The organism is Amycolatopsis speibonae, assembly GCF_042647925.1.
In the GTDB taxonomy this organism is placed as follows: Bacteria; Actinomycetota; Actinomycetes; order Mycobacteriales; family Pseudonocardiaceae; genus Amycolatopsis; species Amycolatopsis speibonae.
In genome coordinates, this window is record NZ_JBHRWK010000017.1 from 174,582 (window position 1) to 188,567 (window position 13,986).

Consider the following 13,986-nt stretch of genomic DNA (forward strand, 5'->3'; position numbering starts at 1 on the left):
TCAGGCGGTGAATCGTGCCGTTTCCGAAGGGAGTCTGCCGTAGGTGTCGCGGTAAAGACCGGAAAACCGGCCGAGGTGTGTGAAGCCCCATCGCAGCGCGACGTCGGTGACGGTGCCTTCGGCGCGTCCCTGGGCGATCGCGAGCAGGTCCTGGTGCACGTGGTCGAGCCGGACGCGGCGCAGGTACTCCATCGGCGTCAGCCCGAGTTCGGTCCGGAAAGCCAGCTGCAGCGAGCGCACGCTGATCCGTGCGGCCATCGCCAGCTCGCCGATCGACACCGGTTCGGCGGCGTGCTCCTCGCAGTAGGTCATCGCGCGGCGCACCGCCGTCGACTTCGGCCTCGGCCGTTCTTCGGCCAGTTCGCCGGACAGCGAATGCGGCTGCGTGTCGAGCAGACCGTGCAGCAGCAGCTTCTCGAAATGCGAAGCGGCCAGCGGCGACCGGTCGAACAGGCCGGACGCGGCGGTCTCGCTGAAGGTGTGGAGCAGGGTGAGCCACTGGTCCATCCCCGACGTCGTGACGATCATCGGCTCGAACCGCAGGGTCGACGTCGGCAGCTCGCCGAGCCGTTCGCGCATCGTGTCCGCCACCAGCAGCTTGCCGACGCGGAGCAGCAGGATGTCGGGATGGTCGTAGGTGGTCTGGAACCGTGTGCCCGGACCGGTCACGACGTGGCGTGACGGGACGACCTCGCCGCCGATCGTGGCCTGGCTCCGGCCGGTGAGGGTCACGACCACGGTGTACGCGTCCGGAGTCTCTTCGCCCTGCAGTACGACGTCGGAGTCCAGCGTCAGCTCGTAGACCGAGAGGCCGCCGGGGTCGATCCCCGCGATTCGGAGGCCGCTGAGCTGGGATATGTCGAAGGATCCGGTGGGCGTGGCGGTGTGCAGCTTGACCGTCTCCGGCGCGAGGAACGCCTGGAAGGTGTTCTCGAGTTCGTCGAAGTCATCGCCGGTGACCACCGTCGACGCGATCGGTGACCCGTCCGAGAACCGTTTGCGCACCTGTCGATCGTGCCAGGCTGCGGGGTGTCACCGAATGCCCATACCGTGGTGACATGGCGACCGACAAGCTGCGCGCGTGGTGGGCACATCGGCAAGGTCTCGACGGATCGCTGCACGGGGCGACGGCGGCCGCCGTGCTGGAGCGGACCGGCTGGATGCGTTCGGTCGGCGGCTCGGCGCCCTACCTCGGGCTGTTCGCCAGGGCCCGGCTCGATCGGGAGACGGTCGACGCGGACGTCGCCCGGCTCGCCATCCACGAGCTGCCTTCGGCCCGCGGCTGCACCTACGTCCTGCCTTCGGCGGATTTCGAACTCGGCCTGACCGTCGGGGCCGGGGCACCGGCCGGTGAACTCGCGGCCGCGGAGAAGTACCTCGGCGTCACGCAGGCCGAAATCGAACAGTTGTGCGTCACCGTCGCCGACCTGCTCGACGCGTCCACCGAACCGCTCGCCCCGGCCGCGATCAAGGAAGCCGCCGGAGCCGCCGTGCGCAACCTCGGGGAGGCGGGCCGCAAACGCGGCACCACCACGACGTTGCCGCTCGCGCTCGGCCTGCTCCAGGTCCGCGGCGACATCCGCCGGGTCCCGGTCAACGGACGGCTCGACCAGCAGCGCTACGGCTACGTCCGCTGGACGCCGTCCCCGCGTGGCGGGCTTTCCGACATGGACACCGCGCGGACCGAACTGGCCCGGCGGTACTTCTCGTGGGCCGCCCCGGCGTCACTCAAGCATTTCCGCTGGTTCTCCGGTTTCACCGCGGCGAGTGCCAAGAAAGCCGTGGAACAGCTGGACCTCGTACCGATCGACGGCACCGACCTGCTGATGCCCAAGGAACTCGCGGACGAGTTCGCCGGGTTCACCGTCCCGTCGAAGCCGTCGTACGCGCTGCTCGCCGGGGTCGACGGCATCCACCTTCTGCACCGCGAGATGTCGCGGCTGCTCGACGACGCCGATGTCGAACGTCCGGTGCCTGGTGGCCGCGCGGGGGAGATCCTGGGCGGGCAGGCGGATCCGCCGACCCATCTGATCGTCGACCGAGGCCGCTTCGCCGGCTTGTGGGAGTTCGACACCGAGACGAACAAGATCGTCTACGAGTTCTTCGGCGACGAGGACGCCGCGTTGCGCGAGACGGTCGCGGAGACGCAGGAGTTCGTGCGTGACCGAATGGGCGACGCCCGGAGCTTCAGCTTGGATTCGCCGAAGAGCCGGGCGTCGCGAGTGGCCGATCTCAGGAACTGAGCCGGGTCAGGCCTTCGCCTCGTTGATCAGGATGTCGACGGCCTTGTCGTTGCGGGCCGTCTGCTCCGGGATCACCGAAGCGGGCGGGTAGAAGCCGTCGATCCCGCCGTCCTTCGGGTACATCTCGAAGGTGTAGCTGAGGATCTTGTGCTTGCCCCACGCCCAGTCGTTGATGTCGCCATCGGTGACGTAGAGGTCGCTGGACTGCTCGGGCGTGTAACCGTTGGTGGCGGCCATCTGCTTGCCGACGTCGGCGAAGCGCTTCGCCTCCTCCTCGCTCAGGCCCGTGTCGGTCTCGGCCTTCGTGTAGCCGTACGGCCAGAGCACCAGTTCCGAGAAGGTGTGGAAGTCGATGTGCGCCTTGATCTGCTGCGCGCCGCCGACCACCCGGGAGTTCATGAACTCCGCGACAGCCTTGGTCTCGGACTCGGAGAACGCCGAAGGACCGTGGTAGTCCTCGGCGGACGGGCTGTTGCTCGACCCGCCGCAGCAGTTCCACTTGTAGTCCCAGTTGCGGTTCGGGTCGGTGCCGACCGCGCTGCTGCCCGGCACGGGCTTCCGCGTCTTGCGCCAGCCCTGGTACTCGCCGCCGGTGATGTCGTACTCGGAGCCGTCCGGGTTGACGTTCGGGATCACGTAGATCTCGTGCTCGTCGACCATCTTCTTGATGGCCGGGTCGGTCGCGTACCCGCTGGTGAACCGGTTCACGATCCGCAGGCACATCTCGGTGGTGAGGTGCTCGCGCGCGTGCTGGTTGCAGGTGAACAGGACCTCGGGCTCGTCTTCGTCCTTGGCCGCGTTGTCGCTGATCTTCAGCACGTTGAGCTCGCGGCCCTCGTAGGACTTGCCGACGCTCGAAAGCGTGGCGATGTCGCCGTGGTCCTTCGCGGCCTTTTGCAGCTCAGCGCTCGTTTCGGCGTAGGTGTGGTACGCCTCGTCGCCCGGCGGGAAGTCACCCGCGACCGCCGAGGTGCCCGCGCGCCCGCTGCGCTGCTTGAGCATGCTGTCGAAGTCGCCGAGCGACTTCAGGCCGAACCCGTTCGCGCGCAGGTTCGCGGCCTGATCGGGCGTGGCGACGACGGTCAGCGCGCCACCGCGCGAGCCCGCGATGTCGACACCGGTGCGGGCGACGGCGGTGCGCTTGGCGGAGTCGTTCGCGCCCTCCACCGAATACAGCCCTCTCGCCGGGTCGCCGGTCTGGGCGTTCGCGACGGGCGTCGTGACGGCCAGCAGGGCGAGCCCTGTGGCGGCCAAGGCGCCCCAAATGCGACGGCGTGTGGACATTTCGCCTCCGAACGATCAGGGGACAAGGTGGCGTTCACCGTCGCCGAAGTGAATCGTCCACGACAACCCGACGATCGTCGTTCCCAGTTACCGTTTACGGCCAGAGGTGCTCTTTGAGCCAGGTCCCGCGCTCGCTCCGGTAGCGGAGCCGCCTGTGCCGCCGATCGTGGCTGGCCTGCCAAAACTCCACTTCGGACGGCGTCACCAGATAGCGGGTCCAGGTTTCCGGTGCCACGCCGGGATTCTCCTCGACCCATCGGTGCGCTTTCTCGGCCGCGCGGTCGAGATCGGCCGGATCTTCGAGCACCTGCGACTGCCTGCCGATGAACGCTTCCACCCGTGACGCCGGCGGCCGGGCGGTGAAATCGGCCGCGGACACCTCGGGGTCGGCGGGCGAGACCGGGCCGCGCAGCCGGATCTGACGGCCTCGTCCCGGCCAGAAGAACGTCAGCGCGGCGAACGGATTCTTCGCCAGCTGGACACCTTTCGGGCTTTCGGAACTCGTCGCGACCGCCCAGGTGTCCCCGTCGACGTCCTTGAGGATCACGACCCGCGCGTCCGGCATCCCCTCGGCGTCCACTGTGGACAGTGTGACGGCGTGCGGCGCCAGGACGTGTTCTCCCGCTTCTTCGAGCCATTCCAGGAAAAGCTCACGCGGGGTCGCCGGGGCGGCCTCGGTGTCGAACTCCGGCAGTTCTTCGGGGAATGACGGCCAGCCGCGCAAAGTGCGGTTCATCAGTACCCCGGCGGGCGCTGGCCGTGCTGCGGATAGCCGGGCGCCGGCGGCGGATAGTGCGGCGGATGCTGTCCCGGCGGCGGGCCCTGCGCGGGCGGCGGGCCGACCGGGTACTGCGGCGGCGGTTGCTGTGGCTGCCAGCCGGGAGGCGGCTGCTGGCCGGGCGGCGGCATCGGCGGTCCGGGCGGCATCGGCGGCTGCTGGCCCTGCGCCTGCTGCCACTGCACCTGCTGATAGACCTCGGCGGGCTGCGGGAAACAGAACGTCAGCTTCGCGTTGACGGAACCCTGAACCGCGGCGCCCCAGAGCTTCCCGCCGACGAACGCGTACATCTGCGCCGCCGAAACATCGACGGCCACCATGCGCGTCTCGCCGCCGAACTGGTTGCCGGACTTCGCCGACGCGGCCTGCGCGGCGTCCGGGTACACCCGGTCACCGATCAGACCGGCGATCACCACCGAAGCGGCCGTCCAGCCGACAGTGCCCATCACGTTCGCGCGCGCGTGCTGCGTCGCCAGCCCGGTGAAGTCGTACAACGCGGGCGCGGACACCTCCGGGATCGCCGCCGCGACCACGCAGTAGTTCATCGTCGACATCATCACGGATTCGGTGAACAGCCCCACGACGGCCGTGCTCGGACCGATCTGAACGGTGTTCAGCCTGCCGCCGCTGCGCTGGATACGCTCTGCCACCGCACCCAGGTACTGCTCCTTGGTGAGCACTGATGCCTCCTGAAGACCCGTCACGCACCGCCATCGTCGCATGAACAGGGCGGATGGTCGCACCGACGCGGTAATGATCCGCTCTGCTTCACTGGACGCCGCTCTGCTTCACTGGACCATCATGCGACGTCTTCTGATCCTGCCGCTCGTCGTGCCACTGCTGGCGGCCTGCGGGCCGGCGGAACAGCCGCCGCCCGCGGCGAGCCCCGCGCCGTCGAACACCCCGGCACCCCAGATCCCGGCCGCGCCGGAACCCACCGGCAAAGGCCCGTGCCCGTATCTGAGCACCGAGTTCATCTCGGATGCCAACGGGCAGAAGGTCTCCAAGGTCAAGACCTCGGCCGACCAGCCGCATCCGACCTGCTTCTTCTACGCGCTCAGCGGGAAACTGCAGCTCACCGTGCGCGTCTACGTCGGAGAACCCGGCGTGGCCAAAGCACTTGTCGATCAAGCGGCCCCCATCGACACCTCCAACCCGGCCGACGAACCAGCGGGCTGGAAAGGCGGCTACCAACCCTCCGGGGACGGCGCCGTCTACGCCGTCGCGAAGGGCGGGAACGCGGTAGTCGTGACCACAAACCAGAAGCAGAGCATCAAGGCACGTACGGTGGCGAAGGAGGCTATCGGTGAGCTGAAGCTCTAGGTAGTGGTATCCACACGTCAGAGTGAAGTTGATCTTGTACTACCCTGTGCCGCACGCGCGAGGTTTCGCGGGACCAGCGCGACGCCAGATCCGGCGGCGGCCGCCTTGCGGTGTGGCTCGGCGGCACACAAGATCATTTCTCCCCATAAGACAAAAGGACAGGTTTCGTGGCTGACACCCTCAAGGAAATCTTGCTCGACTCCAGCCGTCGCCCGGCGGTCGTGAGCGACTTCGAAGGTCTCGTCGACGCCGAGGTCTCCGACAAGGGCGGCGTTTCGGGTGCCGTCGTGAAGACCGGCTTCGCCGCCGTCAAGAAGATCAAGCCGGGCATCATCCCCTCCGCCGTCGACGCCCTGCTCGACGACTTCACCGGTGCCCTCGAGCCGTTCTACGGTGACTACAAGGCCAAGGGCGGCAACGACTTCGGCGCCTACCTGGTCGGCCGCGGCGACGAGGCCTCCGACGCGCTCCTGTCGGTCACCGACGCGCGCGCCGACAAGAGCAGCCGCGACAGCATCAAGAAGGTCTACGGCAAGCTGCGCCCGAACGGCAAGAAGAACGTCGAGGAGGCCCTTCCCCGCCTCGGCCAGCTGATCGACAAGCACGCTAGCTTGGTCTAATCGCGCGCTGACGTAAAAGCGCCGAAGGGGCGTCGACCCGCTTTCCACTCACGTGGGCGGGGAGGCGCCCCTTCATCGCGTTTACGTGGGCCTTCGGCCCGAAAGAGGGCGCGCGACTGGTGAAGTCTCGCCGTCGCGCTGGCGCGCTTCCGGCGAGACAGTCCGCCGGTGCTGTTGTCGGGCGCGTTGATCTTCGGCACCAAGACGTGAAAGGGCCGTCCGGTGACTTGGGGGTCACCGGACGGCCCTTCGCGACTAGCAGAAGAGAGGGTTAGGCGTAGTTCTCAGTTCTTCTTGTCGGCGGAGCTGGTCGAGGCCTGGTGCCCGTTCTTCGGGGCGCCGGGCTTCGGGGCCGCGGGCTTGGCCGCACCCGAACCCCCAGCCGGACCGGAAGCGGCGGGCTTCGCGGCAGCGGGCTTCGGAGCGGCCGCGGCCGGAGCGGCGGGCTTCGCGGGGGGAGCGGGCGGAGCCTTCGGCGGCGCGGGCGCGACCGGCGGCTCCTGCTTGGAACGCAGGGCGTAAGCGGCACCGGCACCGACGGCGGCGATACCGATGACCCACGGCCAGCGACGACGCTTGCGCGTCCCCTTGGCAGCGGTCTTCGCCTCGACGAGCGCGGCCCTGAAGTCCTTCTTCGCCGCCTTGAAGTCCTTCTTGCCCCGGCGCTTGGACTCGCCGGCCGACTTCGCGGCCAGGATGGCGGCCTTGCGTGCCTTCCTGCCCGGCTTCCGCATCTCGGAAAGCCTGGCCAGCGCCTCCTTGCGAGCCGTCTTCGAGCCGCGCTTGAGCTCCTTGCGGGTCAGTTCCGTCTTCTTCGCGAGCTTCTTGCGCGCGCGACGGCTGGACTTGACGATCTCACCGGCGCTCTCGGAGAGCTTCTGCTCGGCTACCTCGACGGCGTGGGCGGTGGCTTCCTTACCCGCCTCGACAGCACGTTTGCGCAGGCCGAGCGCGCCGGCCTTCGCCGACTCGCTCACCGAATCTGCGGCCCGGGTCATGGCCTTCACCTCATCAATCGTTTTGATTCTGCTTCGTTGCTTGTAACCTATCGTGCCCCTTTTCCCCAGATCTTGCCGCAGATGGCACGATGAAGCTCGTGACTGAAAGCAAGGGATCCCTCATTGGTGGCGGGCTGAAGGCCACTCTGCACACCAACCAGGGTGACATCAACCTGAACCTGTTCCCCGACCACGCGCCGAAGACGGTCGCGAACTTCGTCGGGCTCGCCGAGGGCAGCAAGGAGTACACCCAGCCCAACGCGAAGGGTGAGAACTCCGGACCGTTCTACGACGGGTCGGTCTTCCACCGCGTCATCGACGGGTTCATGCTCCAGGGCGGCGACCCGACCGGCACCGGCCGCGGTGGCCCCGGCTACAAGTTCGGCGACGAGTTCCACCCGGAGCTCCAGTTCTCCAAGCCGTACCTGCTGGCCATGGCCAACGCCGGACCCGGCACCAACGGCTCGCAGTTCTTCATCACCGTCGCGCCGACGACGCACCTGAACTTCAAGCACACGATCTTCGGAGAGGTCGCGGACCAGACTTCCCGCGACGTCGTCGACGCGATCGGCCGCACGGCGACCGGTCCGGCCGACCGTCCGCTGCAGGACGTCGTCATCGAGAAGGTCAGCATCAACCGCTGATCACGAAGCCGGTTACGGGGGATTTCGGTAGGTTGGTGGCATCGTGAGCCAACCACCGAATCCCCAGTACCAGCAGGCCGCCATGCCCGGCTGCTGGTGGCACCCGAACCGGCCGACAGGGCTGAGCTGTTCACGCTGCGAGCGTCCGGCCTGCCCGGATTGCCTGCGTGAAGCCTCCGTGGGCTTCCAGTGCACCGACTGCGTCCAGACGGGCCGCCAGCAGGACCGCGCCCAGCAGAAGCAGTATCGCGACGCCGGCTACGGCGCGCGCACCCTCGCCGGCGCCCAGCCGTCCCAGACGGCTGTCGTGACGCCGGTCCTCCTGGCGCTCAACGTCATCATCTTCTTCGTCACGGTCGCCCAGTCCGGCAGCATCTCGAGCAACAACTTCTCGGAGCTCTTCCAGCTCGGCGAACTGTGGAACCCGGCGACGCTGGCCGGCAACGAGTGGTGGCGGATCTTCACGTCGGGCTTCCTGCAGTTCGGCCTGCTGCACATCGCGAGCAACGCCTTCTCGCTGTGGTTCGTCGGCCGCCCGCTGGAGACCGCGCTCGGCCGCGTCCCGTTCACGGTGCTCTACTTCGTTTCGATGATCGGCGGCTCGGCCGCGAACCTGGTGTTCAGCGGCCTCGACGCCGTCCCGGTGGTCGGCGCGTCCGGCGCCATCTTCGGGCTCATCGGCGCGTACACGGTCATCGTCATCAAGCTGAGGCTCAATCCGACCTGGCTGCTGGTGATCCTGGGCCTGAACGTCTTCATCACGTTCCAGGTGCCCGGCATCTCCATCCTCGGGCACGCGGGCGGTTTCGTCGCCGGGCTCCTGGCGACCTTCGCGCTGCTGTACGCGCCGGAGAAGAACAGGCTCAAATGGCAGCTCGGCGGGATCGCGATCGTCGTCGTGGCGATGATCGGGCTCATCGTCTGGAAGGACTCACAGACGATCTCCGCGTCCTGTGAGCTCACCACCAGCCGAGGCGCGCCCAGCTACGTCTGCTACCCGGAGTAGTCCCGCTTCCCCCAAGTGGGTTAGCTGAAGGCCGGTGGGGAAGCAACATGGCTGGGTACTTTCACGTTGATCGTCGACATCGACAACGTGGGGGTTCGAGATGAAGATTCACCAGGCAATCCTGCTCACGGCCGTCGCCGCGATGACCGCGGCGCTGGCACCGTCTGTCGCGCAGGCCGGCGAAGCCGCGGAAACCTGCCAGACCTACACCAAACGCTATTTCCTCGGCTCGGGCAGCGCGATCACGCTGCGCGTCGCCTACGTCGATGCGGCGTTGAAAATCTGCTTCGGGGATCCCGGCGTCACGTCCTCGGTGGCGACGCAGACCGTCGGCACGACGGGGCCGGGCGCGGCCACCGGCTGGGAGATCACCGGCGGCCAGGCGGTGGTCCAGGACCAGCGGCCCCGGCACGTCAAGGCGAAGTTCAGCGGATCGCTGCGGACCTGCGTCGTCAAGATCAACCCGATCTGCTCGCCGGCCTCGCCGTACGAGATCTTCGGGGAGTACGCGCCGCCCGCGGTCGGCCCGGCCGTTCCGGGCTGGTCACACGGCCCGAACGGCGACGTCCACTACTACGACAACGCCTGACCCTTGAGGGCCGTGAGGACGTCCAAGACCTCCCTGGGGTCCTCGCCGAGGTCGATCCGGCCGAACACCAGCAGGAGTTCGCCGGAATCGACCTCGAGGGTCATGCTGTCCCGGCCGAGCCGGCGCGTCGTGCGCAGCCGGAGCCGGGTTTCGGTCCAGGAGCAGCGGTGCGCGCCACCGACGGTCCTGGCCAGGATTCCGTCGGGCCCGGCGGCCAGCCGGGGACGGAGCAGGGTTCCGTGCAGCGCGAGCGCGCCGACGGACAGCATCGCGACCCCGGTCAGAACGGTGCCGCCGACGTCGCCGCCGATGGCCAGCCACGTCACGCCTGCCAGCAACAACAGGGTGAGCGCCCAGGCCACTACCACAACGTTCTGCTGCGGAGCCCACGAGGTGGGGTAGTTATCCACAGGGGTTATCCACACTGGGGATGAGTCACACCGGTGTAATTAGGCGTCAAGCCGCCATCCGGGGTAATGGTCACCGCCACCGCATGGTCATGAGCAACCCGGCGATCATCAGCACGAAGCCGATCGCGAAGTTCGTGTTGCCCAGATCCGCCATGAAGGGGATCTTGTCGCCCGCGATGTAGTTGACGACCAGCCACAACAGGCCGATCAGCATGAGACCGAACATCACGATCTTGTAGAACAGGTTCGACGGGCCCGCGGCCTTGACCTTCACCGGTGTGCGGCGGTCGGTCGGCGGGGTGTACGCCGTCTTCTTACGGACCTTGGACTTCGGCATCGTGTTCCTCGCGTACTGTTCGGCTTCCCTGGTGGCGATGACCCGCTTTCGGGTGCGCAACCAGCGCCACGTGCACACGTTAACGTAAACGAGCGCCGCTGGGCACCGTCCGGGACCGGTCGATTTCCCGCACTGTGACAATGGTGTCACACACGGTTCGACACTGTGCTGGTTCGACACTGCGGCTTGGTTCGAGAATGAGGAGCTTGCGTAGTGGCTGAGCGGGAAGAGCCGGGTGGGGACCGACGGCGGTACTCCGGACGCCCACCCGGCGAGGGCCGTCCGGCCCCCCGGCGTAGGCCGGAGGAGGGAACTTCGCCGCGTCGCGCCCCGGGAGAGTCGCCGACACCTCGACGGAGGCCGCCGGAGGGCAGGTCGTACGACGGTCCGCCGCCGCGACGGCGGACCGACGCGCCCCCGCCTCGCCGTCGTCCCGCGCCGCCGGCCGGGTCGACCGAGGAGACCGTCATCTTCGAACCGGTCGGTGGTGACGTCGCCACCGAGGAACGCCCGCCGCCGCGGGAACTGGGCAAGGGTGGCGCCGCCATCCGGACCGTGGGCGAACTCCTCATCACCGCCGGTCTGGTGGTGCTGCTGTTCATGGTCTACGAGGTCTACGTGACCGACCTCTTCTCCGCGGGCAAGCAGTCCGAGGCCAGTTCGGAGCTGGACGGCGACTGGTCGAAGGACCGGCAGCTGCATCCGGAACTCGTCGACGGGAGGGCGTTCGCCAGGATCCACATCCCGGTGTTCGGCGCCGACTTCAACTTCACCATCCAGGAAGGCACGACCGAGGCCGCGCTCGAAGTCGGACCGGGCCACTACAAGGGCACCGCGCTGCCGGGTGAGCCGGGCAACTTCGCCGTCGCCGGGCACCGCGTCGGCAAGGGCGCTCCGTTCAACGACCTGGACAACCTCGGCTCCTGCGACCAGATCGTCATCGAGACGCAGACCGACTTCTACATCTACAAGGTCCTGCCGTACAAGGACGAGGTCGAGGGCTGGGCCGCCGGCAAGGGTGCCCAGCCGAAGTGCAAGAACGTCGGGACCCTGCGCGACCCGAACGCCGTCGACGGCGGCGCCTACGGTGAGACCAACGGCCGCCGCATCGTGTTCCCGACCAAGGGCGACACAGTGAACCCGGTGCCGTACAAGGACCCGGAGATCCTGCCGAAGGCCGAACAGGTCTCGCTGCTCACGCTGACCACCTGCCACCCGCAGTTCTCGGCGAAGGAACGGCTCATCATCCACTCGGTGCTCACCCAGCAGGTGCCGAAGACCCAGGTCGGCTCCTACGCCGAACTGCTGCCCAAGATCTCGGAGGCGCGCTGATGTACGGCTGGATCTGGCGCAAGCTGCCGGGCCCCTTCCCGGTGAAGCTGACGACAGCGGTCGTGCTGGCGCTCGGGATCGTGGCGCTGCTGATGTTCGTCGTCTTCCCCTGGCTGGAGCCGCGGCTTTGGTTCAACGAGGTCGCGGTCCAGTAACCGTGCGATTCGGGGTTTTTCTCGTCTCCGGGCGGTTTCCCGGACAGGAGGACGCCGACGTCCTGCGCCGGTCGGTCGACGCCGCGATCGCCGCCGAGAGGGCCGGCTTCGACGACGTCTGGTTCGCCGAGCACCACTTCATGCCCTACGGCGTCTGCCCGTCCGCGATCACCCTCGCCGCGCACGTGCTCGGCCGCACCGAGCGGATCACGGTCGGCACCGCGGTGAGCGTGCTGTCGATCGCGCATCCGGTGGCGCTCGCCGAACAGTGGTCGCTGCTCGACGCGGTTTCCGGCGGACGGTTGCGGATCGGCGTCGGCCGCGGCGGGCCGTGGCAGGACCTGGAGGTGTTCGGGACCGGGGAGTCCCGCTACGAAACGGGGTTCGAAGAGAGCCTCGATCTGCTTCTCGCGGCGATGACGTCGAAGACCGTTTCGGCCGCTGGTGACCACTTCGAGTTCCGAGAAGTGCCCATGGTGCCGCGGCCGGAGCGGGCCCCGCGCCTGGTCGTGGCCTGTGGCGACGCCCGCTCGAACGCGGTCCGGCTCGCCGCCGATCGTGGCCTGCCGATGCTGCTGGGCCTGCACACCGACGACGACGCCAAAATCGAAACCCTCACCGCGTACGGGGATTCCACCGCCGGGCACGTCTCGACGGTCATGTGCCAGGTCGGGGACGACGCGCCGGCCGTCGTGCGGTCCGCGTTGCCGGGCTCCCTCAAGGAGGGCTTCGCCGGGCACGTGTACCTCGACGGCAGGCGGGGGCTGGACAAGGATCCCGTGTCCTACACCGACCGGCTGTGCGAGATGCACCCGATCGGCGGCGTCGGACACTGCGTCGACAGGCTGGGCACGAGCATCCGGCGTACCGGGGTCTCCCACGTGATCATGATGGTGGAAGCGTCCGGTACGCCGGAGGGAACGCTCGAGAACATCGCGCGGATCGGGGAAGAGGTACTACCCGCGCTGCGCTGATGAGCCCTCAGCGGGAAAGCGTGCTTCGGGCTGCGCTGATGAGCGCCGCGGTCAGCAGTCGCGGAGTTCCGGGCTCTGGTTCAGCAGCTGCCCGCGTACCGAAACGAACGCACGGTAGCGGTCACTGTCCACTTGGGACCGTTTGAACACGGCGACGCGGTGGCAGTTCTGGAACGCCAGCTTCACGCCGAAGTGCCGTTCCAATCCGCCGCGGATGGCGTCCGAGGCCAGCGCCCGCAGCAGCTGGCCGCGTTCGGCTTCGCTCGGCGGCGGCGTCTCGTTGTCGGCGAATCCGTCGGACGCGCCCTCGGCCTCGGCGATGACACCGGTGATCACGGTCCAGGCGTAGGGCAGGGATTCCCGGACACAGGCGACGAATTCGGCGTCGGAGACCTCCCCGCGCTCGGCCTTCTCCAGCAGCGCGGGCGATACATCCAGTGACATCGGACCTCCGAGAGAGACACAGTGAACGTGGGCCGTCTTCCTGACTACCCACCCGAGGCCCGGGCCACAAGAGAAAACGATCATCATCACCACTTTGGCGGAAGCCGTCGTCACTCCCAGCGAAAGAGCTTCGCCGCCACGACACAACTGCCCACCGCGAAAGCCGCCAGCACGGCGAGTTGCAGCGGCTGGGCGCCGGCGCCGGTCCAGGCGTCCTCCATGGCCTTGACGCCCGGCGGGACGTACGCGCCGATGTCCTGGACGACTTCCGGCAGCAACGGGCGCGGCAGGTAGACGCCGCCGAGGAACATGATCGGGATATAGGCGACCATCGCGATCCCGCCCGCCGCGCGGCCGGTCTTGGCGACCGACGCGGCGATCAGCCCGAAACCGAAGATCGCCGTCGTGCCGAGCACGAACGCGAGCAGGAAGCCGAGCGGGTGCCGCGGCCCGGGGACGTCGAAGACGGCGGAGCCGAGCGCGATCAGCAGGCCGACGCCGGCGATCGTGACGGTGACGTTGATGATCAGCTGCGCCACCAGCAGTTTCGCCGGATGTACCGGCGTGGTGGCGAAGCGGCGGAGGATGCCTTGTTCGCGGTAGGCCGCGATCACGGCGGGGATCGCCTGGAGGCCCATCAACGCGATGGTGAGCACCACCAGCGACGGCACCCAGACATCGATGAACCGCATGCCCGGGGTCTTCTCGCTCTCCGTCCGGAGGGCGGGGATGGCACCGATGCCGAGCAGCAACACTGTCGGCGACAGCAGTCCCCCGAGGATCCAGGCCGGCGACCGCAGCGCGAGTTTCGTTTCGGTGAAAGTGATCTTGGCGAGCGTGTGCACTGTC

Annotated in this window: 18 protein-coding genes; 9 read left to right on the forward strand and 9 right to left on the reverse strand. The window is 68.0% G+C overall.

Annotation, left to right across the window (positions count from 1 at the left end; translation table 11 throughout):
* A complete protein-coding gene (locus ACFOSH_RS13150) occupies positions 1–1,005 on the reverse strand; it encodes an AraC family transcriptional regulator (RefSeq protein ID WP_378239086.1) in 1,005 nt (334 codons plus the stop codon).
* Between the two features lie 53 nt (positions 1,006–1,058).
* On the opposite strand from ACFOSH_RS13150, the gene ACFOSH_RS13155 reads away from it, so the two are divergent.
* Positions 1,059–2,243 carry a DNA glycosylase AlkZ-like family protein gene (locus tag ACFOSH_RS13155; RefSeq protein ID WP_378239087.1) on the forward strand — a complete coding sequence of 395 codons (1,185 nt, stop codon included), beginning with the start codon at positions 1,059–1,061 and terminating at the stop codon, positions 2,241–2,243.
* Positions 2,244–2,249: 6 nt separating this feature from the next.
* Here ACFOSH_RS13155 and ACFOSH_RS13160 read toward each other — a convergent pair whose 3' ends face one another.
* The 3 genes from ACFOSH_RS13160 to ACFOSH_RS13170 form a co-directional block, all read right to left on the reverse strand.
* Positions 2,250–3,527 carry a M14 family metallopeptidase gene (locus ACFOSH_RS13160; RefSeq protein ID WP_378239088.1) on the reverse strand — a complete coding sequence of 426 codons (1,278 nt, stop codon included), beginning with the start codon at positions 3,525–3,527 and terminating at the stop codon, positions 2,250–2,252.
* 94 nt (positions 3,528–3,621) lie between these two features.
* Positions 3,622–4,263: a pyridoxine/pyridoxamine 5'-phosphate oxidase gene (locus ACFOSH_RS13165; RefSeq protein ID WP_378239089.1), complete on the reverse strand. Its 642-nt coding sequence runs from the start codon at positions 4,261–4,263 to the stop codon at positions 3,622–3,624.
* Positions 4,263–4,985, reverse strand: a complete 723-nt coding sequence (locus ACFOSH_RS13170) for a hypothetical protein (RefSeq protein ID WP_378239180.1) — start codon at positions 4,983–4,985, stop codon at positions 4,263–4,265. The genes ACFOSH_RS13165 and ACFOSH_RS13170 overlap by 1 nt, the downstream gene beginning before the upstream one ends.
* A gap of 121 nt (positions 4,986–5,106) precedes the next feature.
* On the opposite strand from ACFOSH_RS13170, the gene ACFOSH_RS13175 reads away from it, so the two are divergent.
* Positions 5,107–5,628 (forward strand): DUF2020 domain-containing protein, encoded by a 522-nt coding sequence (locus ACFOSH_RS13175; protein WP_378239091.1) that lies wholly within the window; start codon positions 5,107–5,109, stop codon positions 5,626–5,628.
* A gap of 167 nt (positions 5,629–5,795) precedes the next feature.
* A complete protein-coding gene (locus ACFOSH_RS13180; protein WP_378239092.1) occupies positions 5,796–6,248 on the forward strand; it encodes a DUF6918 family protein in 453 nt (150 codons plus the stop codon).
* A 284-nt stretch (positions 6,249–6,532) separates the two neighbouring features.
* On the opposite strand, the gene ACFOSH_RS13185 is transcribed toward ACFOSH_RS13180, so the two are convergent.
* Complete coding sequence (locus tag ACFOSH_RS13185; protein WP_378239093.1) at positions 6,533–7,246, reverse strand: hypothetical protein; 714 nt, start codon at positions 7,244–7,246, stop codon at positions 6,533–6,535.
* 89 nt (positions 7,247–7,335) lie between these two features.
* Here ACFOSH_RS13185 and ACFOSH_RS13190 point away from each other — a divergent pair, with 89 nt between their 5' ends.
* The 3 genes from ACFOSH_RS13190 to ACFOSH_RS13200 all read left to right on the forward strand — a co-directional run bounded on the left by ACFOSH_RS13190 (position 7,336) and on the right by ACFOSH_RS13200 (position 9,485).
* The gene (locus tag ACFOSH_RS13190; protein ID WP_378239094.1) at positions 7,336–7,890 is read left to right on the forward strand and encodes a peptidylprolyl isomerase; all 555 of its coding nucleotides are present in this window, start codon (positions 7,336–7,338) and stop codon (positions 7,888–7,890) included.
* A gap of 43 nt (positions 7,891–7,933) precedes the next feature.
* Entirely contained in the window at positions 7,934–8,896 is a 963-nt protein-coding gene (locus ACFOSH_RS13195) for a rhomboid family intramembrane serine protease (RefSeq protein ID WP_378239095.1), read from the forward strand.
* Positions 8,897–8,996: 100 nt separating this feature from the next.
* Positions 8,997–9,485 carry a hypothetical protein gene (locus tag ACFOSH_RS13200; protein WP_378239096.1) on the forward strand — a complete coding sequence of 163 codons (489 nt, stop codon included), beginning with the start codon at positions 8,997–8,999 and terminating at the stop codon, positions 9,483–9,485.
* On the opposite strand, the gene ACFOSH_RS13205 is transcribed toward ACFOSH_RS13200, so the two are convergent.
* The gene (locus ACFOSH_RS13205; protein WP_378239181.1) at positions 9,470–9,847 is read right to left on the reverse strand and encodes a PH domain-containing protein; all 378 of its coding nucleotides are present in this window, start codon (positions 9,845–9,847) and stop codon (positions 9,470–9,472) included. The two genes, ACFOSH_RS13200 and ACFOSH_RS13205, sit on opposite strands and share 16 nt — an antisense overlap.
* A gap of 118 nt (positions 9,848–9,965) precedes the next feature.
* Positions 9,966–10,232, reverse strand: a complete 267-nt coding sequence (gene crgA / locus ACFOSH_RS13210) for a cell division protein CrgA (protein ID WP_005161856.1) — start codon at positions 10,230–10,232, stop codon at positions 9,966–9,968.
* A gap of 213 nt (positions 10,233–10,445) precedes the next feature.
* On the opposite strand from crgA, the gene ACFOSH_RS13215 reads away from it, so the two are divergent.
* Genes ACFOSH_RS13215 through ACFOSH_RS13225 form a run of 3 tightly spaced genes read left to right on the forward strand, consistent with a single transcriptional unit; the run spans position 10,446 to position 12,693 of the window.
* A complete protein-coding gene (locus ACFOSH_RS13215; protein ID WP_378239097.1) occupies positions 10,446–11,564 on the forward strand; it encodes a class E sortase in 1,119 nt (372 codons plus the stop codon).
* Positions 11,564–11,719 (forward strand): hypothetical protein, encoded by a 156-nt coding sequence (locus ACFOSH_RS13220; RefSeq protein WP_378239098.1) that lies wholly within the window; start codon positions 11,564–11,566, stop codon positions 11,717–11,719. The genes ACFOSH_RS13215 and ACFOSH_RS13220 overlap by 1 nt, the downstream gene beginning before the upstream one ends.
* Positions 11,720–11,721: 2 nt before the next feature.
* Positions 11,722–12,693, forward strand: coding sequence for an LLM class flavin-dependent oxidoreductase (locus ACFOSH_RS13225; protein WP_378239099.1), 972 nt, complete (start codon positions 11,722–11,724; stop codon positions 12,691–12,693).
* Positions 12,694–12,744: 51 nt separating this feature from the next.
* Here ACFOSH_RS13225 and ACFOSH_RS13230 read toward each other — a convergent pair whose 3' ends face one another.
* A complete protein-coding gene (locus ACFOSH_RS13230; RefSeq protein WP_020632687.1) occupies positions 12,745–13,137 on the reverse strand; it encodes an SCO5389 family protein in 393 nt (130 codons plus the stop codon).
* 110 nt (positions 13,138–13,247) lie between these two features.
* Positions 13,248–13,982, reverse strand: coding sequence for an ABC transporter permease (locus ACFOSH_RS13235; protein ID WP_378239100.1), 735 nt, complete (start codon positions 13,980–13,982; stop codon positions 13,248–13,250).
* Positions 13,983–13,986: the final 4 nt, after the last annotated feature.

Coding starts and splice junctions, on each gene's coding strand:
- ACFOSH_RS13155 (WP_378239087.1), top strand. CDS start 1,059: ATGGCGACCGACAAGCTGCGCGCGTGGTGGGCACATCGGCAAGGTCTC.
- ACFOSH_RS13160 (WP_378239088.1), bottom strand. CDS start 3,527: ATGTCCACACGCCGTCGCATTTGGGGCGCCTTGGCCGCCACAGGGCTC.
- ACFOSH_RS13165 (WP_378239089.1), bottom strand. CDS start 4,263: ATGAACCGCACTTTGCGCGGCTGGCCGTCATTCCCCGAAGAACTGCCG.
- ACFOSH_RS13175 (WP_378239091.1), top strand. CDS start 5,107: ATGCGACGTCTTCTGATCCTGCCGCTCGTCGTGCCACTGCTGGCGGCC.
- ACFOSH_RS13185 (WP_378239093.1), bottom strand. CDS start 7,246: ATGACCCGGGCCGCAGATTCGGTGAGCGAGTCGGCGAAGGCCGGCGCG.
- ACFOSH_RS13190 (WP_378239094.1), top strand. CDS start 7,336: ATGAAGCTCGTGACTGAAAGCAAGGGATCCCTCATTGGTGGCGGGCTG.
- ACFOSH_RS13200 (WP_378239096.1), top strand. CDS start 8,997: ATGAAGATTCACCAGGCAATCCTGCTCACGGCCGTCGCCGCGATGACC.
- crgA (WP_005161856.1), bottom strand. CDS start 10,232: ATGCCGAAGTCCAAGGTCCGTAAGAAGACGGCGTACACCCCGCCGACC.
- ACFOSH_RS13220 (WP_378239098.1), top strand. CDS start 11,564: ATGTACGGCTGGATCTGGCGCAAGCTGCCGGGCCCCTTCCCGGTGAAG.
- ACFOSH_RS13230 (WP_020632687.1), bottom strand. CDS start 13,137: ATGTCACTGGATGTATCGCCCGCGCTGCTGGAGAAGGCCGAGCGCGGG.